Raw genomic sequence first — 20,149 nt, 5'->3', positions numbered from 1 at the left:
GTGGCTGCCATGTTGAAAGTCAGTGTTTATCGCTACAACCCTGATCAGGACGCTGCGCCGTTCATGCAGGAATTCCAGGTCGATACCGGTGGTAAAGACCTGATGGTGCTGGATGTACTGGCACTGATCAAAGAGCAGGACGAAGGTTTCTCCTATCGTCGCTCTTGCCGTGAAGGTGTATGCGGTTCCGACGGCATGAACATCAACGGCAAAAACGGCCTGGCGTGCATCACGCCGCTGTCGGCCGTGGTCAAAGGCAACAAGCTGATCGTTCGTCCTCTGCCAGGTTTGCCGGTTATCCGTGACCTGGTCGTCGATATGAGCATCTTCTACAAGCAATACGAGAAAGTTAAGCCATTCCTGCAGAACGACACGCCGGCTCCGGCCATCGAGCGTCTGCAGTCCCCTGAAGAGCGTGAAAAGCTCGACGGTCTGTACGAGTGCATTTTGTGCGCTTGCTGCTCGACCTCGTGCCCGTCCTTCTGGTGGAACCCGGACAAGTTCCTGGGTCCGGCCGCGCTGCTGCAAGCCTACCGCTTCCTGGCAGACAGCCGTGACACCAAGACGTCCGAGCGTCTGGCTTCACTGGATGACCCGTTCAGCGTATTCCGCTGCCGCGGGATCATGAACTGCGTCAACGTATGTCCCAAGGGCCTGAACCCGACTAAGGCCATTGGTCACATCCGTAACATGCTGCTGCAAAGCGGCGTGTAACCGACGTTGTAGCAAAGCAGGACCGTTGTGCCCGTAAATGCTGCGGCGCAGGCTTCAACCGGCGCCGTAGTTTTAACTTGAGCAGCGACTTACAAAGCCGCGGCTCTTATTTTGAAGAAATGAGACAAGCAGGGGCATTCGGGTTGGTACCCGAACTATCAGCGTGATCCTAAGTGGCTTGTTTTGGTCGCTGCACTCGGCCTTTTGCAAGCAAACTCGGTGTTTTCGCCGGTGGTGTCCCCAAATCGAGGGTGACCAAGCATGCAAGAAAGCGTGATGCAGCGCATGTGGAACAGCGGCTATCTTTCAGGTGGTAACGCTGCCTATGTGGAAGAGCTTTATGAGCTCTACCTGCACGACCCTAACGCTGTGCCAGAAGAATGGCGCACCAAATTTCAGACGTTGTCTTCAGACGGCAACGCTGCCACCGATGTATCGCACGCAACAATTCGCGATCAGTTTGTGCTGCTGGCAAAGAACCAGCGCCGCGCTCAGCCGGTTTCCGCCGGTAGCGTGAGCAGCGAGCATGAGAAGAAGCAAGTTGAAGTACTGCGACTGATCCAGGCCTACCGGATGCGTGGCCACCAGGCGGCCCAGCTTGACCCGCTGGGGCTCTGGAAGCGTCCTGCACCTGCAGACCTGTCGATCAATCATTACGGCTTGACCAATGCCGATCTTGATACGACCTTCCGTGCCGGCGACCTGTTCATCGGCAAAGAGGAAGCGAGCCTACGCGAAATTCACGAAGCGTTGCAGCAGACATATTGCCGCACCATCGGCGCTGAATTTACGCACATCACCGATTCCGAGCAGCGTCACTGGTTCCAGCATCGCCTGGAAGGCGTGCGTGGCCGTCCGGTGCTGTCCGCCGACGTTCGCAGCCACCTGCTGGAGCGCGTGACCGCAGCTGAAGGTCTCGAAAAATACCTGGGTACCAAATACCCGGGCACCAAGCGTTTCGGCCTGGAAGGCGGCGAAAGCCTGATTCCGATGCTCGACGAGATGATCCAGCGTTCCGGTTCCTACGGCACCAAGGAAATCGTGATCGGCATGGCTCACCGTGGTCGCCTGAACGTGTTGGTCAACACCTTCGGCAAGAACCCGCGCGAGCTGTTCGACGAGTTCGAAGGCAAGAAGAAGGTCGAGCTGGGTTCCGGTGACGTTAAATACCACCAGGGCTTCTCGTCCAACGTAATGACCACCGGCGGTGAAGTTCACTTGGCCATGGCCTTCAACCCATCCCACCTGGAAATCGTTTCTCCGGTGGTCGAGGGTTCGGTGCGTGCTCGCCAGGATCGTCGCAACGACGCCACCGGTGAGAAGGTTCTGCCGATTTCCATCCACGGTGACGCGGCATTCGCCGGTCAGGGCGTGGTCCTGGAAACGTTCCAGATGTCGCAGACTCGCGGCTTCAAGACTGGCGGTACCGTTCACATCGTTATCAACAACCAGGTGGGTTTCACCATCAGCAACCCTCTGGACGCACGCTCTACCGAGTACGCGACCGACGTTGCCAAGATGATCCAGGCGCCGATCCTCCATGTGAATGGTGATGATCCGGAAGCCGTGCTGTTCGTGACCCAGCTCGCCATCGACTACCGCATGCAGTTCAAGCGTGACGTGGTCATCGACCTGGTTTGCTACCGCCGTCGCGGTCACAACGAAGCGGACGAGCCAAGCGGCACCCAGCCGTTGATGTACCAGCAGATCACCAAGCAGCGCACCACCCGTGAGCTGTACGCCGAAAGCCTGACCAAGGCCGGCGTGGTTGACGATGCGCGTGTTCAGGCGAAAGTCGACGAATACCGCAATGCGCTGGATAACGGCCTGCACGTAGTAAAAAGCCTGGTCAAAGAGCCGAACAAAGAGCTGTTCGTGGACTGGCGTCCGTACCTGGGCCACGCCTGGACGGCGCGTCACGACACTTCGTTCGATCTGAAAACCCTGCAGGAACTGTCTGCCAAGCTGCTGGAAATTCCGGAAGGCTTCGTCGTACAGCGCCAGGTTGCGAAGATCTACGAAGACCGTCAGAAGATGCAAGCCGGCGGCCTGCCGATCAACTGGGGTTACGCCGAAACCATGGCGTACGCGACCCTGGCGTTCGAAGGTCACCCGATCCGCATGACCGGCCAGGACATCGGCCGCGGTACGTTCTCGCACCGCCACGCGGTTCTGCACAACCAGAAAGACGCGACCACCTACGTACCGCTGCAACACCTGTACGAAGGCCAGCCACGTTTCGACCTGTACGATTCGTTCCTGTCCGAAGAAGCCGTACTGGCGTTCGAATACGGTTACTCGACCACCACGCCAAACGCGCTGGTGATCTGGGAAGCCCAGTTCGGCGACTTCGCCAACGGTGCCCAGGTGGTGATCGACCAGTTCATCACCAGCGGCGAGCACAAGTGGGGCCGTCTGTGCGGTCTGACCATGCTGCTGCCACACGGTTATGAAGGTCAGGGTCCGGAGCACTCCTCGGCCCGTCTGGAGCGTTACCTGCAGCTGTGCGCCGAGCACAACATTCAGGTGTGCGTGCCGACCACCCCGGCTCAGATCTACCACTTACTGCGTCGCCAGGTGATCCGCCCGCTGCGCAAGCCGCTGGTAGTGCTGACTCCGAAATCGCTGTTGCGTCACAAATTGGCCATCTCGACCCTGGAAGATCTGGCCGACGGTTCGTTCCAGACCGTTATTCCAGAAATCGACACGCTGGACGCCGCCAAGGTCACTCGCCTGATCCTGTGCAGCGGCAAGGTCTACTACGACTTGCTGGAAAAACGCCGTAGCGAGGGCCGCGAAGACATCGCCATCGTGCGTATCGAGCAGCTTTACCCGTTCCCGGAAGACGACCTGATGGAGGCCATCGCGCCTTACACCAACCTCACGGCTGCCGTGTGGTGTCAGGAAGAACCGATGAACCAGGGCGCTTGGTACAGCAGCCAGCATCATTTGCGTCGCAGTGTCGGTAACCACAAAGCAGGCCTTGGCCTGGAGTACGCCGGTCGTGATGCTTCTGCTGCACCTGCGTGTGGTTATGCGTCGATGCACGCCGAGCAGCAGGAAAAACTGCTGCAAGATGCTTTCACTGTTTAACGCCTTCGCGCTGACTGAAACCGAATTTTAAGGACCCACAGATAATGGCTATCGAAATCAAAGCCCCGTCATTCCCGGAATCGGTTGCCGATGGCACCGTTGCCACCTGGCACAAGAAACCAGGCGACGCTGTAAAGCGTGACGACCTGATCGTCGACATCGAGACCGACAAAGTCGTTCTGGAAGTGTTGGCTGAAGCTGACGGCGTACTGGGCGCAATCGTTGCCGAAGAAGGCGCTACCGTTCTGTCGAACCAGGTTCTGGGCTCGATCGAAGAGGGCAGTGCTGCTGCCGCTGCTCCTGCCGCTGCTGCACCGGCCGCCGCCGCCGCTGCTCCAGCAGCCGCTCCGGCTGCTGGCGCTGAAGACCCGATCGCTGCACCGGCTGCCCGTCAGCTGGCTGAAGAGAACGGCATCAACCTGGCTTCCGTCAAAGGCACCGGCAAAGACGGTCGCATCACCAAGGAAGACGTGGTTGCTGCAGTTGAAGCCAAGAAAAACGCTCCGGCTGCCGCACCTGCCAAGGCTGCTGCCCCGGCTGCCGCTGCGCCTGTGTTCGCTGCCGGCGACCGCACCGAGAAGCGCGTTCCGATGACCCGTGTACGTGCCACCGTGGCCAAGCGCCTGGTTGAAGCACAATCGAACATGGCGATGCTGACCACCTTCAACGAAGTCGACATGACCGAAGTCATGGCCCTGCGTTCGAAGTACAAAGACCTGTTCGAGAAGTCCCACAACGGCGTGCGCCTGGGCTTCATGTCGTTCTTCGTGAAGGCGGCCACCGAAGCGCTGAAACGCTTCCCGGCAGTCAATGCGTCGATCGACGGCAACGACATCGTTTACCATGGCTATGCAGACATCGGCGTTGCCGTGTCCAGCGACCGTGGCCTGGTGGTTCCGGTTCTGCGTAACGCCGAGCTGATGAGCCTGGCTGAAATCGAAGGCGGCATCGCCACCTTCGGCAAGAAAGCCCGTGACGGCAAGCTGACCATCGACGAGATGACCGGCGGTACCTTCACTATCACCAACGGTGGTACCTTCGGTTCTATGATGTCGACGCCGATCGTCAACCCGCCGCAAGCTGCGATCCTGGGCATGCACAACATCATCCAGCGTCCGATGGCCATCAACGGCCAAGTCGTGATCCGCCCGATGATGTACCTGGCGCTGTCGTACGATCACCGCCTGATCGATGGTAAAGAAGCCGTGACTTTCCTGGTGACCATCAAGAACCTGCTGGAAGACCCGGCTCGTCTGCTGCTGGATATCTGATAGAAGCAGCTGCAGGCCTGGGGGCGAACTGCCGGATGAGGCGGCTTGACCCCGGGCTTGCGGCTTGAAAGCTTGCTGCTAAATAGAGGAACTATTTTCATGTCGCAGAAATTTGACGTTGTAGTGATTGGTGCAGGTCCTGGCGGCTACGTTGCCGCCATCAAGGCCGCACAACTGGGCCTCTCGACTGCTTGCATCGAAAAATACACCGACAAGGAAGGCAAACTGGCGCTGGGCGGTACCTGCCTGAACGTTGGCTGCATTCCTTCCAAGGCGCTGCTGGACAGCTCCTGGAAATTCCACGAAGCCCAAGACGGTTTCGCGATCCACGGCATCAACCATGCTGGCGTGACCATGGACGTGCCAGCAATGGTCGGCCGTAAAGCCAACATCGTTAAAGGCCTGACTTCCGGCGTTGCCACCCTGTTCAAGGCCAACGGCGTCACTTCCCTGCAAGGCCACGGCAAACTGCTGGCCGGCAAGAAAGTTGAAATCACCAAGCCGGACGGTTCGGTTGAAGTGATCGAAGCCGAAAACGTGATCCTGGCACCAGGCTCGCGCCCGATCGACATTCCACCCGCTCCAGTCGACAACAACGTGATCGTTGATTCGACCGGCGCCCTGGAATTCCAATCGGTTCCAAAACGTCTGGGCGTGATCGGCGCTGGCGTGATCGGTCTGGAACTGGGTTCGGTATGGTCCCGCCTGGGTGCTGAAGTGACCGTTCTGGAAGCTTTGGACACGTTCCTGCTGGCTGCCGACACCGCAGTGTCCAAAGAAGCGCTGAAAACCCTGACCAAGCAAGGTCTGGACATCAAGCTGGGCGCTCGCGTAACTGGCTCGAAAGTTAATGGCGAAGAAGTCGTTGTTAACTACACCGACAAAGATGGCGAAAAAACCATCACCTTCGACAAGCTGATCGTAGCCGTGGGTCGCCGCCCGGTGACCACCGACCTGCTGGCTTCCGACAGCGGCGTGAACATCGACGAGCGTGGTTTCATCCACGTTGACGATCACTGCGCGACCACCGTGCCTGGCGTCTACGCCATCGGCGACGTGGTGCGCGGCATGATGCTGGCGCACAAGGCTTCCGAAGAAGGCATCATGGTTGTCGAGCGCATCAAGGGCCACAAAACCCAGATGAACTACGACCTGATCCCATCGGTTATCTACACCCACCCGGAAATTGCATGGGTCGGCAAGAACGAACAGCAGTTGAAAGCTGAAGGCGTTGAAGTTAACGTCGGCACCTTCCCGTTTGCCGCTTCTGGCCGTGCCATGGCAGCCAACGACACCGGTGGTTTTGTCAAAGTCATCGCTGATGCCAAGACTGACCGCGTATTGGGCGTCCACGTGATTGGCCCAAGCGCTGCAGAACTGGTTCAGCAAGGCGCAATCGGTATGGAATTCGGCACCAGTGCCGAGGACCTGGGCATGATGGTCTTCTCCCATCCGACCCTGTCCGAAGCGTTGCACGAAGCAGCGTTGGCAGTGAATGGCGGCGCCATCCACATCGCCAACCGCAAGAAGCGCTAAGCGAGATAATAAGAAACCACGGCGGAGTTGCCCGTCGTGAGCCTTGCGCGCAAGACTCACCGCGGAATATCCGCCGGACGCAGTCTTGCGCAGCTTTACGGGCATTAAGCCCCGCAAGTTGTGCAAGCAGCAGTCACAGGTGGCGCGGCACTCATAATGAGCGCAGCGCCGAATGCGCAGTACCTAACGAAGACGGTAAAAAGCATGAATCTTCACGAGTATCAGGGTAAGCAGCTGTTCGCTGAATACGGCCTGCCAGTTTCCAAGGGCTACGCAGTAGACACCCCGGAAGCAGCAGCAGAAGCTTGCGACAAAATCGGTGGCAGCGAGTGGGTTGTCAAAGCCCAGGTCCACGCCGGTGGTCGCGGTAAAGCGGGCGGCGTCAAGCTGGTTCGCAGCAAAGAAGACGCCAAGGCCTTCGCACAGCAGTGGCTGGGCAAGCGTCTGGTGACTTACCAGACTGATGCCAATGGCCAACCAGTCACCAAGATCCTGGTTGAATCGTGCACTGATATCGCTAAAGAGCTGTACCTGGGCGCTGTCGTTGACCGTTCGAGCCGTCGCATCGTGTTCATGGCTTCCACCGAAGGTGGCGTGGACATCGAGAAGATCGCTCACGAAACCCCAGAAAAAATTCTGAAAGCCACGATCGATCCACTGGTTGGCGCTCAGCCATTCCAGGGTCGCGAGCTGGCTTTCCAGCTGGGTCTGGAAGGCAAGCAAGTTGCCCAGTTCGCCAAGATCTTCGTGGGTCTGGCCAAACTGTTCCAGGATCACGATCTGGCCCTGCTGGAAGTGAACCCGCTGGTGATCAAGGCTGACGGCGATCTGCACTGCCTGGACGCCAAGATCAACATCGACGCCAACGCCATGTACCGTCAGCCCAAGCTGAAGACTTTCCACGATCCGTCGCAAGACGATCCGCGCGAAGCGCACGCTGCCAAGTTCGAACTGAACTACGTAGCGCTGGAAGGCAACATCGGTTGCATGGTCAACGGTGCCGGCCTGGCCATGGGTACCATGGACATCGTCAACCTGCATGGCGGCAAACCAGCCAACTTCCTCGACGTGGGCGGCGGTGCTACCAAAGAACGCGTGACCGAAGCGTTCAAGATCATTCTGTCCGACTCCAACGTCGCTGCAGTATTGGTTAACATCTTCGGCGGCATCGTTCGTTGCGACATGATTGCCGAAGGCATCATCGGTGCAGTGAAAGAAGTCGGCGTTAAAATCCCGGTTGTTGTTCGCCTTGAAGGTAACAATGCTGAACTGGGCGCTAAAGTACTGGCAGAAAGCGGTTTGAACATCATCGCGGCTACCAGCCTGACCGACGCTGCTCAACAAGTTGTTAAAGCTGCGGAGGGCAAGTAATGAGCGTCCTGATCAATAAAGACACCAAAGTTATCTGCCAGGGTATTACCGGTTCGCAAGGTAGTTTCCACACCCAGCAAGCCATCGAATACGGCACCAAGATGGTTGGTGGTGTAACTCCGGGCAAAGGCGGCACCGAGCACCTGGGTCTGCCAGTGTTCAACACCGTGAAAGACGCTGTAGCTGCCACTGGCGCCACCGCCAGCGTGATCTACGTTCCAGCACCTTTCTGCAAGGACTCCATCCTGGAAGCGGCATTCGGCGGCATCAAGCTGATCGTTTGCATCACCGAAGGCATTCCTACCCTGGACATGCTGGACGCCAAAGTTAAGTGCGACGAGCTGGGCGTAGTCCTGATCGGCCCTAACTGCCCAGGCGTGATCACTCCAGGCGAATGCAAGATCGGCATCATGCCAGGTCACATTCACTTGCCAGGCAAAGTCGGTATCGTTTCCCGTTCCGGCACCCTGACCTACGAAGCTGTGAAGCAGACCACTGACGCCGGTTTCGGTCAGTCGACTTGCGTCGGCATCGGCGGTGACCCGATCCCGGGTTCGAACTTCATCGACATCCTGAAGCTGTTCCAGGAAGACCCGAAGACCGAAGCGATCGTGATGATCGGTGAGATCGGCGGTTCGGCTGAGGAAGAAGCGGCTGCCTACATCAAGGCACACGTGACCAAGCCGGTTGTTTCCTACATCGCTGGTGTGACTGCCCCTGCCGGCAAGCGCATGGGCCATGCTGGCGCAATCATCTCTGGCGGCAAAGGCACTGCAGACGAGAAATTCGCTGCATTGCAAGACGCAGGTGTTAAAACCGTGCGTTCGCTGGCAGACATCGGCAAGGCCCTGGCTGAGCTGACCGGTTGGGCTGTCAAGTAAGCTTCGTGCTTAACTGACGCCATACCAACACAAAGGCCACCTTCGGGTGGCCTTTGTGCGTTTCGGGTATACCCATTTTCGGAAGGGTACTCGGTACAATGTGGGAGCTGGCTTGCCTGCGATGGCATCACCGCGGTGTAAATGGAAGACCGAGGTGGCTGCATCGCAGGCAAGCCAGCTCCCACAGTAGAGCGTATTGCCAAGTTAAGTATGAAAACGCGACATGAAGATGTCGCTTATCGGACAGTTCGCCCCGCAACAGTGCGTTCGTCAGCCAATGTCTGTAACCTGTCCGCCTCTTTATGCGTGCGCATCCCAAAAGGAAGCCTCGCGCTAGACCGGTCGGCTCCCAAAAGGGCCGGCAGCATTTCCCTCATCCATAGGGAAGCCCTCTCTAAATTCCGATTCAGTAGTGTGGTATTTCCTCAAATGAAAGTGTTGAAAAGCCAGGACATCCTGGCGTTGGGCTTTATGACCTTTGCCCTGTTCGTGGGCGCCGGCAACATCATCTTCCCGCCTATCGTTGGTTTGCAGTCCGGGCCTCACGTCTGGATGGCGGCATTGGGTTTCCTGATCACCGCAGTGGGTTTGCCGGTGGTTACCGTGATCGCCCTGGCCAAGGTCGGCGGCGGCATGGACGCGTTGAGCAGCCCGATCGGCAAGATCGCCGGCGGCCTGCTTGCGGCGGCGGCGTATCTGGCGGTAGGGCCGCTGTTCGCCACTCCGCGTACCGCGACCGTGTCCTTTGAAGTGGGCCTGGCGCCGCTGACCGGCGAAAGCCCGCTGGCGCTGTTCCTCTACAGCTCGGTGTACTTCCTGGTGGTGTTCTTCGTTTCCCTGTACCCGGGGCGGCTGCTGGACACTGTGGGTCGCTTCCTGGCCCCGCTGAAAATCATCGCGCTGGCCATTCTTGGCATCGCCGCATTTGCCTTGCCGGCGGGTGAGGTGGGTGTCGCTACCCCGGAATATGTGGCTGCGCCGTTCTCCCAGGGTTTTATCAATGGTTACCTGACCATGGATACCCTTGGCGCGCTGGTGTTCGGTATCGTGATCGTCAACGCGATCCGCTCCCGTGGTGTTGAATCACCGAAGCTGATCACCCGTTACGCCATCATTGCCGGCCTGATTGCCGGTATTGGCCTGGCGCTGGTGTACATCAGCCTGTTCCGCCTCGGTTCGGGCAGCCATGCGGTCGCCGCCGGTGCCAGCAACGGCGCAGCGGTATTGCACGCCTACGTGCAACATACCTTCGGCTCCCTGGGCAGTGGCTTCCTGGCCGTGTTGATCTCCCTGGCCTGCCTTGTCACTGCCGTGGGGCTGACCTGCGCCTGCGCCGAGTACTTCAGCCGGATCCTGCCGCTGTCGTACAAAACCCTGGTAGTGATCCTGGCGCTGTTTTCGCTGTTTGTGTCCAACCTGGGCCTGACCAAGCTGATCGCGTTCTCGATCCCGGTGCTGACCGCCATCTACCCGCCGTGCATCGTGCTGGTAGCCCTGAGCTTCTGCAAAGACTTCTGGCAGGAGCAAGGCCGGATCGTCGGGCCGGTGATGCTGGTGTCGTTTATCTTCGGTTGCATCGACGCGCTCAAGGGCGCCGGGCTGGCGGACTGGATGCCGGCGCAACTGGCGCACCTGCCGCTCAGCGAGCAGGGCCTGGCGTGGCTGGTGCCGTCGGTGATGACCCTGGTGGTTGCGGTGGTGATTGACCGGATGCTGGGCAAGCGTAGCGAAGCGATCGCGTAACACGGCTTCGACGCTGTACCGAAATGCCCCGTATCAATCGATACGGGGCATTTTTTATGTGTGTGACGCTACACCTTCTAAAGTTGGAACACGGTCAGTGTGGGAGCTGGCTTGCCTGCGATGGCGTTTATGCAGTCACCGCTGAGTGGCCTGTTCTACCGGCATCGCAGGCAAGCCAGCTCCCACATTGGGATCGCATTTACCTTCTATAAGGACCCGCATGTCGTTCGTCGAAACCAACCAAATCCACCTGCTCGCCGCCTTCTGGTTCGCCCTCTGCTGGGGCGGCTACACCCGTTATGCCACCTGGAAAGCCCGTGACACCGCGTGTCTGGCCAGCGTGCTGCACCTGTACCGTGAAGACTGGATGCGCCGCATGCTGCTGCGTGACAACCGCATCGCCGACGCGAGTGTGATCGGCAACCTGGAGCGCAACGCCTCGTTCTTCGCCTCCAGCACCCTGATCATCCTCGCCGGTATTCTGACCGTGCTGGGCGCTTCCGAGCGCGCCGTGTCATTGCTGGCAGACATTCCCATGGTGCAGCAGGCGTCCCAGGGCATGTCTGAAATCAAATTGCTGTGCCTGGCGCTGGTATTTGTTTACGCGTTCTTCACGTTCAGTTGGTGCATGCGCCAATACAATTTTGCGGCCGTGCTGGTGGGTTCGGCGCCGATGGTGGGGGAGCGGCATGTGTCGGAGCAGGAGCGCAACGCGTTTGCACTGCGGGCGGCGCGGGTTATCTCGATGGCAGCCAACCAATTCAACTTTGGGCTGCGTTCTTATTATTTCGGCATGACCATGCTCGCCTGGTTTGTCAGCCCCTGGCTATTCATGTTGATGAGTAGTGGTGTTGTGCTGGTGCTGTATCGCCGGGAGTTTCATTCCGACGTATTGCAGGTGATGGTCTACACACCGACCGATATGCCAGTGGGGGAGCCGACTAAAGACGTGGCATCTTGACCGGAGCGGTCTTAGTCCGGCTTTGTAAATTCGCAGACAAAAGAAAGCCCGCTATATAAGCGGGCTTTCTTTTTTGCAGCAATGGCCAGGCTATTAAGGCTTGGCAGGTGCTGTTGGAGTAGCGGTGCCGTCTTCTTTTGCTTTTTCAGCGTTCGCATCAGCCTGAGCTTTGGCAGCATCGGCGTTTTCTTTTGCTGCGTCGTTCACTTTATCCTGAGCCTTCGCCATGTCTTTCTGAGCTTGCTCAGAATGCGATTGAGCATCTTGGGCTTTGTCTTCGGATTTTTTATCGCAGGCAGCGAGACCGAGGGCAGCGGCCAGCATCATGGAAATAGCGAGAGTCTTGCGCATGGGGTGTTTCTCCTTATGGATATATCTACTGGCCTTTCGAGCTTGAGGGGCCAGCATTAGTTCCTTTTTTCCAACAGATATATAAAGGTTTTTGAAAAGGAACTTTCCTGGGTAGTCACTTTCAGCCGAAATCACACTAATAAGAGTCTGCAAACAATGACCGAAAACCCTTTGTTAGAGCGTGCCACACGCTTTGTTTCAGCTTTGCGCCATTGCCAGGTGCTGGGTGTTTGCGTTCATGCGGCGAACGAAGAGGGCATGACGCTGCTTCTGCCTTATGGCGAATCCATCGTCGGAGACCCGCAGACCGGCGTGATTCATGGCGGCGCCCTGACTTCCCTGATGGACACCGCCTGCGGCATGGCGACCCTGTGCGTGTTGCCGGAGTTCGAGGTGTGCCCCACCCTCGACCTGCGCGTCGACTACATGCATCCCGCCGAACCGCATAAACCCGTGTATGGCTTCGCCCAATGCTACCGCGTCACCACCGACGTGATCTTCACACGCGGCTTTGCCTACCAGGACGACCCGCAGCAGCCGATTGCCCACGTAGTCGGCACTTTCATGCGCATGGGCAAGCGGCTCAAAGGCACGCAGGGGCTGGGCAGCACCATCAAGGGAGACCGGGCATGACGCACCGATTCAAAACCCGCCTCCAACAAGCCCATGCGCGCGGGGATTACACAGCCCTGCTGGACCTTATTCCCTACGCCAAACTGATCGGCATTGAATGCACCCGGCTTGGCGATGAGCTGCTGTTCAAGATGCCCGCCAACAAGGACAACATTGGTAACCCAATTTTGCCGGCGCTCCATGGCGGGGTGATTGCAGGTTTCATGGAGCTGTCCGCGGCACTGCATTTGCTGGTCTTTACCGGTTCGCCTGGTGTCCCGAAAATCATCGATTTCTCCCTGGATTACCTGCGCGCCGGCCAGTTTCGCGACACCTACGCCAAATGCCAGGTGTGGCGCCAGGGCCGGCGCGTGGCGAATGTGGCAATCACCGCGTGGCAAAGCACTGCGGCCGAACCGATTGCCACCGCTCGCGCACATTTCAAGATTGAGGAGTCGGTGCGCCCTTGAAATCCCTGTCTTAGCCCCCAACTTTGATGACAACCCGCCGCCAACCCTCAAGGGCGCGGCCATTGCCATCCAATTGGAGTTTGATGACCATGAGTGTGGAAACTCAAAAGGAAACCCTGGGCTTCCAGACCGAGGTGAAGCAACTGCTGCACCTCATGATCCATTCGCTGTATTCCAACAAGGAAATTTTCCTTCGCGAATTGATCTCGAACGCCTCTGACGCTGTCGACAAATTACGCTTCGAAGCCCTGTCCAAGCCTGAGTTGCTGGAAGGTGGCGCCGAACTGAAAATCCGTGTGAGCTTCGACAAGGACGCCAAGACCGTCACCCTCGAAGACAACGGCATCGGCATGAGCCGCGAAGACGCGATTACCCACCTGGGTACCATCGCCAAGTCCGGCACCGCAGATTTCATGAAGAACCTGTCGGGCGACCAGAAAAAAGATTCGCACCTGATCGGCCAATTCGGCGTGGGCTTCTACTCGGCCTTCATCGTGGCCGACAAGGTTGAAGTGTTCAGCCGCCGTGCCGGCCTCGCTGCCGGCGAAGGCGTGCATTGGTCTTCCAAAGGTGAAGGCGAATTCGAAATCGCCACTATCGACAAGGCCGACCGCGGTACCCGTATCGTGCTGCACCTCAAGTCGGGTGAAGATGAGTTCGCTGACGGCTACCGCCTGCGCAACATCATCAAAAAGTATTCCGACCACATCGCTTTGCCGATTGAGCTGCCGAAAGAACAGGCCGCTGCCGAAGGCGAAGAGCAGCCTGCGCAGGAGTGGGAAACCGTCAACCGCGCCAGCGCCCTGTGGACCCGTCCGCGTACCGAAATCAAGGACGAGGAATACCAGGAGTTCTACAAGCACATCGGGCACGACTACGAGAACCCGCTGAGCTGGAGCCACAACAAAGTCGAAGGCAAGCTGGAATACAGCTCGCTGCTCTACGTACCGGCGCGTGCGCCGTTCGACCTGTACCAGCGTGAAGCGCCGAAAGGCCTCAAGCTCTACGTACAGCGCGTGTTCGTGATGGACCAGGCGGAATCTTTCCTGCCCCTGTACTTGCGCTTCATCAAGGGTGTGGTCGACTCCAACGATTTGTCGCTGAACGTGTCGCGGGAAATCCTGCAGAAAGACCCTATCATCGACTCCATGAAGTCGGCGCTGACCAAGCGCGTGCTCGACATGCTGGAAAAACTGGCGAAAAACGAGCCTGAGCAATACAAGGGCTTCTGGAAAAACTTCGGCCAGGTCATGAAAGAAGGCCCGGCAGAAGATTTCGCCAACAAGGAAAAAATTGCCGGCCTGCTGCGCTTCGCTTCAACCCATGAAGAGGGCGGCGAGCAGGTGGTTTCCCTGGCCGAGTACCTGGCACGTGCCAAGGAAGGTCAGGACAAGATCTACTACCTGACCGGCGAAACCTACGCCCAGGTCAAGAACAGCCCGCACCTGGAAGTCTTCCGCAAGAAAGGCATCGAAGTGCTGCTGCTGACCGACCGCATCGATGAGTGGCTGATGAGCTACCTCAACGAGTTCGACGGCAAATCCTTCGTCGACGTGGCCCGTGGTGACCTGGACCTGGGTAACCTGGACTCCGAAGAAGAGAAGAAAGAAGCCGAAGAAGTCGCCAAGGCCAAAGAAGGTCTGGTGGAGCGTATCAAGGCGTCCCTGGGCGAAGCTGTCAGCGAAGTACGGGTTTCCCACCGCCTGACCGACTCCCCGGCGATCCTGGCCATCGGCGAAGCGGACCTGGGCATGCAGATGCGCCAGATCCTCGAAGCCAGCGGCCAGAAGGTTCCGGATTCCAAGCCGATCTTCGAGTTCAACCCGGCTCACCCGCTGATCGAGAAACTCGACGGCGAGCAAAGCGAAGAGCGTTTTGGCGACCTGTCGCACATCCTCTTCGACCAGGCGGCCCTGGCCGCCGGCGACAGCCTGAAAGACCCGGCCGCCTACGTGCGCCGACTGAACAAGCTGTTGGTGGAACTGTCGGTCTGACACCGTTGTAGAAAAACCCGCTTCGGCGGGTTTTTTCGTTCTAGTGCACCTCAACTGGAGTAAATGATGAGCCAAGTCACTGTACGTTCCGTGGTCTATCAGATTGATGGCCAGTCTTATGAAAGCCGCCTCGCGTTCGATGCCAGCCATAAAGGCCCGCTGCCGGGCCTGCTGATGGCGCCGAACTGGATGGGGGTGAGTGCGGGTGCCGAAGACATTGCCAAAAGCGTCGCCGCCAAGGGCTATGTGGTGCTGATCGCCGACCTGTACGGGCAGACCGTGCGCCCGTCGAATGGTGATGAAGCCGGCGCCGCGATGATGCCATTGAAAAATGACAACCCGCAGTTGCTCAAGCGCCTGCAAGCGGCGTTCGAGCAACTCAAGGCCCAGGCCGAGGTGGATACCTCGAAGCTGGCGACCTTCGGTTTCTGCTTTGGCGGTTTCTGCTCGCTGGAACTGGCGCGTACCGGTGCGCCGCTGAAGGCGGCCGTGTCGTTCCACGGCACCATCGATACCCGGAACCCGGACGGCGCGAAACACGTCAAGGGCTCGGTGCTGGTGCTGCACGGCGCCTCCGACCCGTTGGTGCCAAAAGAGCAACTGCCGGCGTTCGAAGCTGAAATGAATGCAGCGGGTGTGGACTGGCAATTGCTGAGCTACGGCGGTGCGGTGCATTCCTTCACCGACCCGCACGCGAATATGCCGGGCAAGATGATGTACGACGAGAAGACCGCCAAGCGCGCGTTCAAGTCGATGCATGACTTGCTGGATGAAGTGTTCAAGGTCTGATGGCCCCATCGCAGGCAAACCAGCTCCCACATTTTGTGGGAGCGGGCTTGCCCGCGATGACTACCTCGCCGGCAACTCAATCCTTTCAGATTCACCCGGCACCGTCGGCCAATCCCCGGCCGCCCAGCGCTTCCGGGCCTGCTCAATCACCGCAGGGTCGCTTGCGACAAAATTCCAGTTGATCCGCCGTGGCCCATCCAGCGGCGCACCGCCGAAAACCACCAAATGGCAATCGCCCTCGGCGAACAGCGTCATTTCCTGGCCTGCAGGCAATACAACCAGGGTATGCACCGCCAGCGCTTCACCATCAAGCTGAGCCTCGCCTTCCAGCACATACACCGCCCGTTCCTCATGCTCATCGGGGATCAGCAGCGTGGTGGCCGTCTGCATGTGCACGTGCGCATAAAGCGTGGGCGACAGCACCGGCACCGGCGATTTGAGGCAGAAGCCGTTACCGGCAATCAGGCGAATCTGCACACCCAGATTGTTGCTCACCGGCAGACTCGCTGCCGGGTGGTGGCTGTAATGCCCCGGCCCGGTCTCGTGATCCTTGGGGGACGCGAGCCACACTTGCAGCCCGTGCAGGCTAAACCCACGAGCCTTGACCGCCTCGGGGGTGCGTTCAACGTGGGCAATCGCACTGCCGGCCGTCATCCAACTGACGTCGCCGGCTTCTACCACCTGGTCCGAGCCCAGGCTGTCCTTGTGCTGCAAGGTGCCTTCAAACAGGTAGGTGAGGGTGGATAGCCCGATATGCGGGTGCTGGCGGATATTCATGCCGCTGCCGGGGGCATAACGTGTCGGCAACATGTGGTCGAAAAACACGAAAGGCCCGACGCTGCGGCATTCACGCGAGGGCAGCGGGCGCAGGATAGGCTGGCCTTCGACATCTTCGGGGCGGGGGCGGATCACGGTGGTCATGGGGCATCCCTGTCTGAGCGGGTTGGGTAGGACTGAGCATAACCCGCTCGACAGGCGGTTGGCGTTATTGGCTGAATGCGCCTTCGGACAGTTTTGTTTCGATGGTCACTTCAGCCGTGGTCATCAGCTTGTGCACCGGGCAGCGGTCGGCTACGCGGTGCAACTCGTCGCGCTGTTCGTCGGTGAGCACGCCCTTGAGGGTCAGCTTGACGTTGAGCTTGTACTTGCCTTTCTGCTCCTCGGTGCTGTCGTGGGTCACTTCCACGGTCACGCCGGTGAGGGGGATGTCTTTCTTCTGGGCATAGAGTTTGACGGTCAGCGCTTTGCACGAGGCCAGCGCGGCGTCGAAATAATCGTGGGGCGAGGGCGCCGAATCGTCGCCGCCCAGGCTCTTGGGCAGGTCGGTGAACAGTTCGTGGTTATTGATGTTCACGCTGTGACGAAAGTTGTCGTGGTTCAGGGTATTGACGGTAACAGGCATGGCAAACCTCACACGGTGGCAGAAAGAAGGTCATGCAGTTATAGAGCATGCTGGCACTCTGGTGTTCCGCGTTTTTTGCCGGCTGAACCGCGGCAGGCGGCAAAGGGTCTACCGATACCAGCCATCGCCGAGGTTGTACCGTGCCTTTGAACCGTCTGAGTCTTGCCCTGTTGTTTGCCGTCGCCAGTGTTGGTGTGCAGGCCCGTGACTACGTCTACAGCGATGCGCACCTGCATTACGTCGACTTCTTCCAGGAAACGGCGGGCATGGACAAATTGCTTCAGGCCATGGCCGACGCACGCATTGAGCATGTGATGATTTCCGGCATTCCCGTGGCGAAGAAATGGCACGAAGACGAACCCAAACGCCCGCGCTATTACGCCGGTGATGACGCCGATGCCTATTGGTACAGCGCCACGGATGTGATCGTTGCGGCGGCAGTCAACAAGCTCGCACCCGAGCAGCGCCGGCACTTTCATCCGTTTTTGTCGGGCTTCAACCCCAACGACAAGAACTCCGCCGCTCATATCCAGCGCATGATCGACCTCAACCCGGGCCTCTGGCAGGGCATCGGCGAGGTGTTTACCCGCCATGACGACCTGACCGCCCTGACCGCGGGCGACACGCCGCGCGCCAACAACGAGGCGATGACGCGCATCTATCACCTGGCGGCGGAAAATGACCTGCCGGTGATGCTGCACTCCAATATCACCTCCAAACGCGAGCGCAACCCGCTGTACCTGGCAGAAGTGGAAGAGCCGCTGCGCAACCACCCGCACACGCGTTTTATTTGGGCGCACGCCGGTACCAGCAAGGAGATCCATCGCCATCAGGTGCAAATGGACTTTTTGCTGCCGACCTTGAGCAGAATGCTCGGGGCTTACCCCAACCTCTACATTGACCTGTCCTGGAGCATGCTCACGCCGTATTTGCTGGATGACGCGGGCCAACCCCGCGCCGAGTGGCTGAAACTGGTGGAGCGCTTCCCGGACCGCTTCATGCTGGGCTCGGACGTGGTAGGGCGTTTCAACAAATTGGGGAAGGAACTGCGCCGCTTCGACCCCTTCCTCGATGCGCTGCCCGAGGACGTCTCTCACAAGGTCGCGCGGGATAACTTTCTGGCGATTCTGCCGAAATCCGCTCGCGATGAGCAGGCACATTGATATCGCCTTTTCGTCTTACGCAAAACCGCTGAAGCGCCGATACCTTTCTTGAGACCTGCTGCAGGTGGATGCAGCGCACATGAAAGGAATCCGGGCATGAGTATCCGCAGTCTGAATATCGCCCCGCGCGCCGGTCTGGGCTTTGGCGTGCTGGCGTTGATGGTGTTCGCCCTGGGCGGCTTCGCTCTGTTGCAGATGGCCAATATGCGCCAGCAATCCGACCAGGTGGAAAACAATTGGCTGCCCAGCGTGATGGCGGTGGGGGAAATGAGCCAGGACCTGCTGCGGGTCCGCGCGTTGACCTTGCGCCTGCTGGTCAACCGTGACCCGCAGGCGCTGGCGCAGAACGAGCAAAAACTTACCGACCTCAAAAGTGGCCTGCACAAGGCGCAAACCCTCTACGAGGCGCTGATCGTGCTCCCCGAAGAGCGCGCGCTGTTTGACCGTTTCAAGGCCCAGGAGCAGCAATACCTGCAACGTCAGGAACAGGTCATGGGATTTTCCAAAGCCAATCAGCTGGAAGAGGCGGTAAGGGTGGTCAATGGCGAGATGAATCAACTCGCCGACGAAATGGCCGGCACCCTGCATGATCTGGTCGAGTTGAATAAAACCAATGCCAACCATGCGGCGAACCTGGCGCAAAGCGTGTTCAGTCAATCCCGCATCTGGGTGGTGGGCATGATCGTGCTCACGGCGCTGATCACCCTCGGGCTGGCATTGTGGCTGACCCGCAGCATTGTGCTGCCGCTGGCGCAGTCGCTGAAAGTCGCCCAGGGCGTGGCCAGCGGCGATCTGACGGGCGAGATCAGCGTAGCCGGCAATGATGAGCCGGCGCGTTTGCAGCAGGCGCTTAAGGGCATGCAGGAGAACCTGCGTGACACCATTCGGCGCATTGCCGAGTCGTCAAACCAACTGGCCTCGGCTTCCGAAGAGCTCAGTTGCGTCACCGAAGACGCCACACGCGGGCTGCACCAGCAGAATCAGGAAATCGAACAGGCTGCCACGGCGGTCAATCAGATGACGGCGGCGGTCGAAGAGGTGGCGAGCAATGCGGTGGCCACGTCCCAGGCCTCGCGGGAGTCTGACCGGATTGCCCAGCAGGGGCGTGAGCAGGTGCACCAGACCGTGGAGTCGATTGAAGCGCTGGCTACCGATGTCACGGCCAATGCAGCCCAGGTCGAGGACTTGGCACACAAGGTGTACGGCATCAGCAAGGTGCTGGACGTGATTCGCTCGATCGCCGAGCAAACCAACCTGTTGGCGCTGAACGCGGCCATTGAGGCCGCGCGGGCCGGGGACGCCGGGCGCGGATTTGCGGTGGTGGCGGATGAGGTGCGGGCGCTGGCCCATCGTACGCAGCAGTCGACCCAGGAAATCGAGGTGATGATCAGCGGGATTCAGCAGGGCACGGATCAGGCCGTGAGTTCGATGCAACTGAGCAACAGCCGTGCGCGCTCCACTCTGGATATCGCCAAGTCGGCGGGCGCGGCGCTGGAGGAGATTGCGTCAGCGTTTACGTTGATCAATGAGCGCAACCTGGTGATTGCCAGCGCATCGGAGCAGCAGGCGGCGGTGGCGCGGGAGGTGGATCGCAATTTGATGAATATCCGCGATCTGGCGCATCAGACATCGACAGGGGCGAATCAGACGAGTGCGGCGAGCCAGGAGTTGTCGCGGTTGGCGGTGGATTTGAACACCATGGTGGCGCGGTTTTCGGTGTAGGGCGATAGGCTCGGGTGGCCCGATCGCAGGCAAGCCAGCTCCCACAGGTAACCGTATCTACTCGGTCAAACTGTGT

Annotated in this window: 17 protein-coding genes and 1 pseudogene; 15 read left to right on the top strand and 3 right to left on the bottom strand. The window is 59.1% G+C overall.

Going from position 1 to position 20,149, the window contains the following annotated elements; genetic code table 11:
- Positions 1–9: 9 nt before the first annotated feature.
- The 8 genes from ATI14_RS28685 to ATI14_RS28650 all read left to right on the top strand — a co-directional run bounded on the left by ATI14_RS28685 (position 10) and on the right by ATI14_RS28650 (position 11,570).
- Positions 10–714: a succinate dehydrogenase iron-sulfur subunit gene (locus ATI14_RS28685; RefSeq protein ID WP_003172807.1), complete on the top strand. Its 705-nt coding sequence runs from the start codon at positions 10–12 to the stop codon at positions 712–714.
- A gap of 261 nt (positions 715–975) precedes the next feature.
- The gene (locus ATI14_RS28680) at positions 976–3,807 is read left to right on the top strand and encodes a 2-oxoglutarate dehydrogenase E1 component (RefSeq protein ID WP_016974688.1); all 2,832 of its coding nucleotides are present in this window, start codon (positions 976–978) and stop codon (positions 3,805–3,807) included.
- A 44-nt stretch (positions 3,808–3,851) separates the two neighbouring features.
- Positions 3,852–5,078: a 2-oxoglutarate dehydrogenase complex dihydrolipoyllysine-residue succinyltransferase gene (gene odhB / locus ATI14_RS28675; protein ID WP_016974687.1), complete on the top strand. Its 1,227-nt coding sequence runs from the start codon at positions 3,852–3,854 to the stop codon at positions 5,076–5,078.
- A gap of 99 nt (positions 5,079–5,177) precedes the next feature.
- Positions 5,178–6,614 carry a dihydrolipoyl dehydrogenase gene (gene lpdA / locus ATI14_RS28670; RefSeq protein WP_016974686.1) on the top strand — a complete coding sequence of 479 codons (1,437 nt, stop codon included), beginning with the start codon at positions 5,178–5,180 and terminating at the stop codon, positions 6,612–6,614.
- Positions 6,615–6,818: 204 nt separating this feature from the next.
- Entirely contained in the window at positions 6,819–7,985 is a 1,167-nt protein-coding gene (sucC, locus tag ATI14_RS28665; RefSeq protein ID WP_003190011.1) for an ADP-forming succinate--CoA ligase subunit beta, read from the top strand.
- Positions 7,985–8,866 carry a succinate--CoA ligase subunit alpha gene (gene sucD, locus ATI14_RS28660; protein WP_003172813.1) on the top strand — a complete coding sequence of 294 codons (882 nt, stop codon included), beginning with the start codon at positions 7,985–7,987 and terminating at the stop codon, positions 8,864–8,866. Before sucC ends, sucD begins: the two co-directional genes overlap by 1 nt.
- A gap of 429 nt (positions 8,867–9,295) precedes the next feature.
- Positions 9,296–10,609: a branched-chain amino acid transport system II carrier protein gene (brnQ, locus tag ATI14_RS28655; protein ID WP_016974685.1), complete on the top strand. Its 1,314-nt coding sequence runs from the start codon at positions 9,296–9,298 to the stop codon at positions 10,607–10,609.
- 220 nt (positions 10,610–10,829) lie between these two features.
- Positions 10,830–11,570 (top strand): DUF599 domain-containing protein, encoded by a 741-nt coding sequence (locus tag ATI14_RS28650; protein ID WP_016974684.1) that lies wholly within the window; start codon positions 10,830–10,832, stop codon positions 11,568–11,570.
- A gap of 93 nt (positions 11,571–11,663) precedes the next feature.
- Here the strand turns inward: ATI14_RS28650 and ATI14_RS28645 are convergent, their stop codons facing one another.
- Complete coding sequence (locus ATI14_RS28645) at positions 11,664–11,921, bottom strand: hypothetical protein (RefSeq protein WP_016974683.1); 258 nt, start codon at positions 11,919–11,921, stop codon at positions 11,664–11,666.
- A 156-nt stretch (positions 11,922–12,077) separates the two neighbouring features.
- Here ATI14_RS28645 and ATI14_RS28640 point away from each other — a divergent pair, with 156 nt between their 5' ends.
- From ATI14_RS28640 to ATI14_RS28625, 4 genes are all read left to right on the top strand, one after another.
- The gene (locus ATI14_RS28640; protein ID WP_016974682.1) at positions 12,078–12,554 is read left to right on the top strand and encodes a PaaI family thioesterase; all 477 of its coding nucleotides are present in this window, start codon (positions 12,078–12,080) and stop codon (positions 12,552–12,554) included.
- A complete protein-coding gene (locus ATI14_RS28635) occupies positions 12,551–13,003 on the top strand; it encodes a PaaI family thioesterase (RefSeq protein WP_016974681.1) in 453 nt (150 codons plus the stop codon). The genes ATI14_RS28640 and ATI14_RS28635 overlap by 4 nt, the downstream gene beginning before the upstream one ends.
- Positions 13,004–13,092: 89 nt before the next feature.
- Entirely contained in the window at positions 13,093–14,997 is a 1,905-nt protein-coding gene (gene htpG, locus ATI14_RS28630; RefSeq protein ID WP_026083304.1) for a molecular chaperone HtpG, read from the top strand.
- 66 nt (positions 14,998–15,063) lie between these two features.
- Entirely contained in the window at positions 15,064–15,786 is a 723-nt protein-coding gene (locus ATI14_RS28625; protein ID WP_016974679.1) for a dienelactone hydrolase family protein, read from the top strand.
- Positions 15,787–15,846: 60 nt separating this feature from the next.
- Here the strand turns inward: ATI14_RS28625 and ATI14_RS28620 are convergent, their stop codons facing one another.
- Positions 15,847–16,707: a pirin family protein gene (locus ATI14_RS28620; protein ID WP_016974678.1), complete on the bottom strand. Its 861-nt coding sequence runs from the start codon at positions 16,705–16,707 to the stop codon at positions 15,847–15,849.
- 64 nt (positions 16,708–16,771) lie between these two features.
- Complete coding sequence (locus ATI14_RS28615; protein ID WP_016974677.1) at positions 16,772–17,188, bottom strand: OsmC family protein; 417 nt, start codon at positions 17,186–17,188, stop codon at positions 16,772–16,774.
- A 140-nt stretch (positions 17,189–17,328) separates the two neighbouring features.
- On the opposite strand from ATI14_RS28615, the gene ATI14_RS28610 reads away from it, so the two are divergent.
- The 3 genes and pseudogenes from ATI14_RS28610 (at position 17,329) to ATI14_RS32065 (ending at position 20,073) form a co-directional block, all read left to right on the top strand.
- On the top strand, positions 17,329–18,351 hold the full coding sequence (locus ATI14_RS28610; RefSeq protein ID WP_016974676.1) for an amidohydrolase family protein: 1,023 nt from the start codon (positions 17,329–17,331) through the stop codon (positions 18,349–18,351).
- Positions 18,352–18,447: 96 nt separating this feature from the next.
- Positions 18,448–19,218 (top strand): annotated as a pseudogene (locus tag ATI14_RS32070) (MCP four helix bundle domain-containing protein); the annotation flags it as partial.
- A complete protein-coding gene (locus ATI14_RS32065) occupies positions 19,210–20,073 on the top strand; it encodes a methyl-accepting chemotaxis protein (RefSeq protein WP_370589133.1) in 864 nt (287 codons plus the stop codon). The pseudogene ATI14_RS32070 and the gene ATI14_RS32065, both read left to right, overlap by 9 nt.
- Positions 20,074–20,149 lie beyond the last annotated feature (76 nt).

It is taken from the genome of Pseudomonas tolaasii NCPPB 2192, from assembly GCF_002813445.1.
Classification (GTDB): Bacteria; Pseudomonadota; Gammaproteobacteria; order Pseudomonadales; family Pseudomonadaceae; genus Aquipseudomonas; species Aquipseudomonas tolaasii.
Note: the sequence above shows the minus strand (reverse complement) of the source record. Positions and strands in the feature narration are given on the sequence as shown.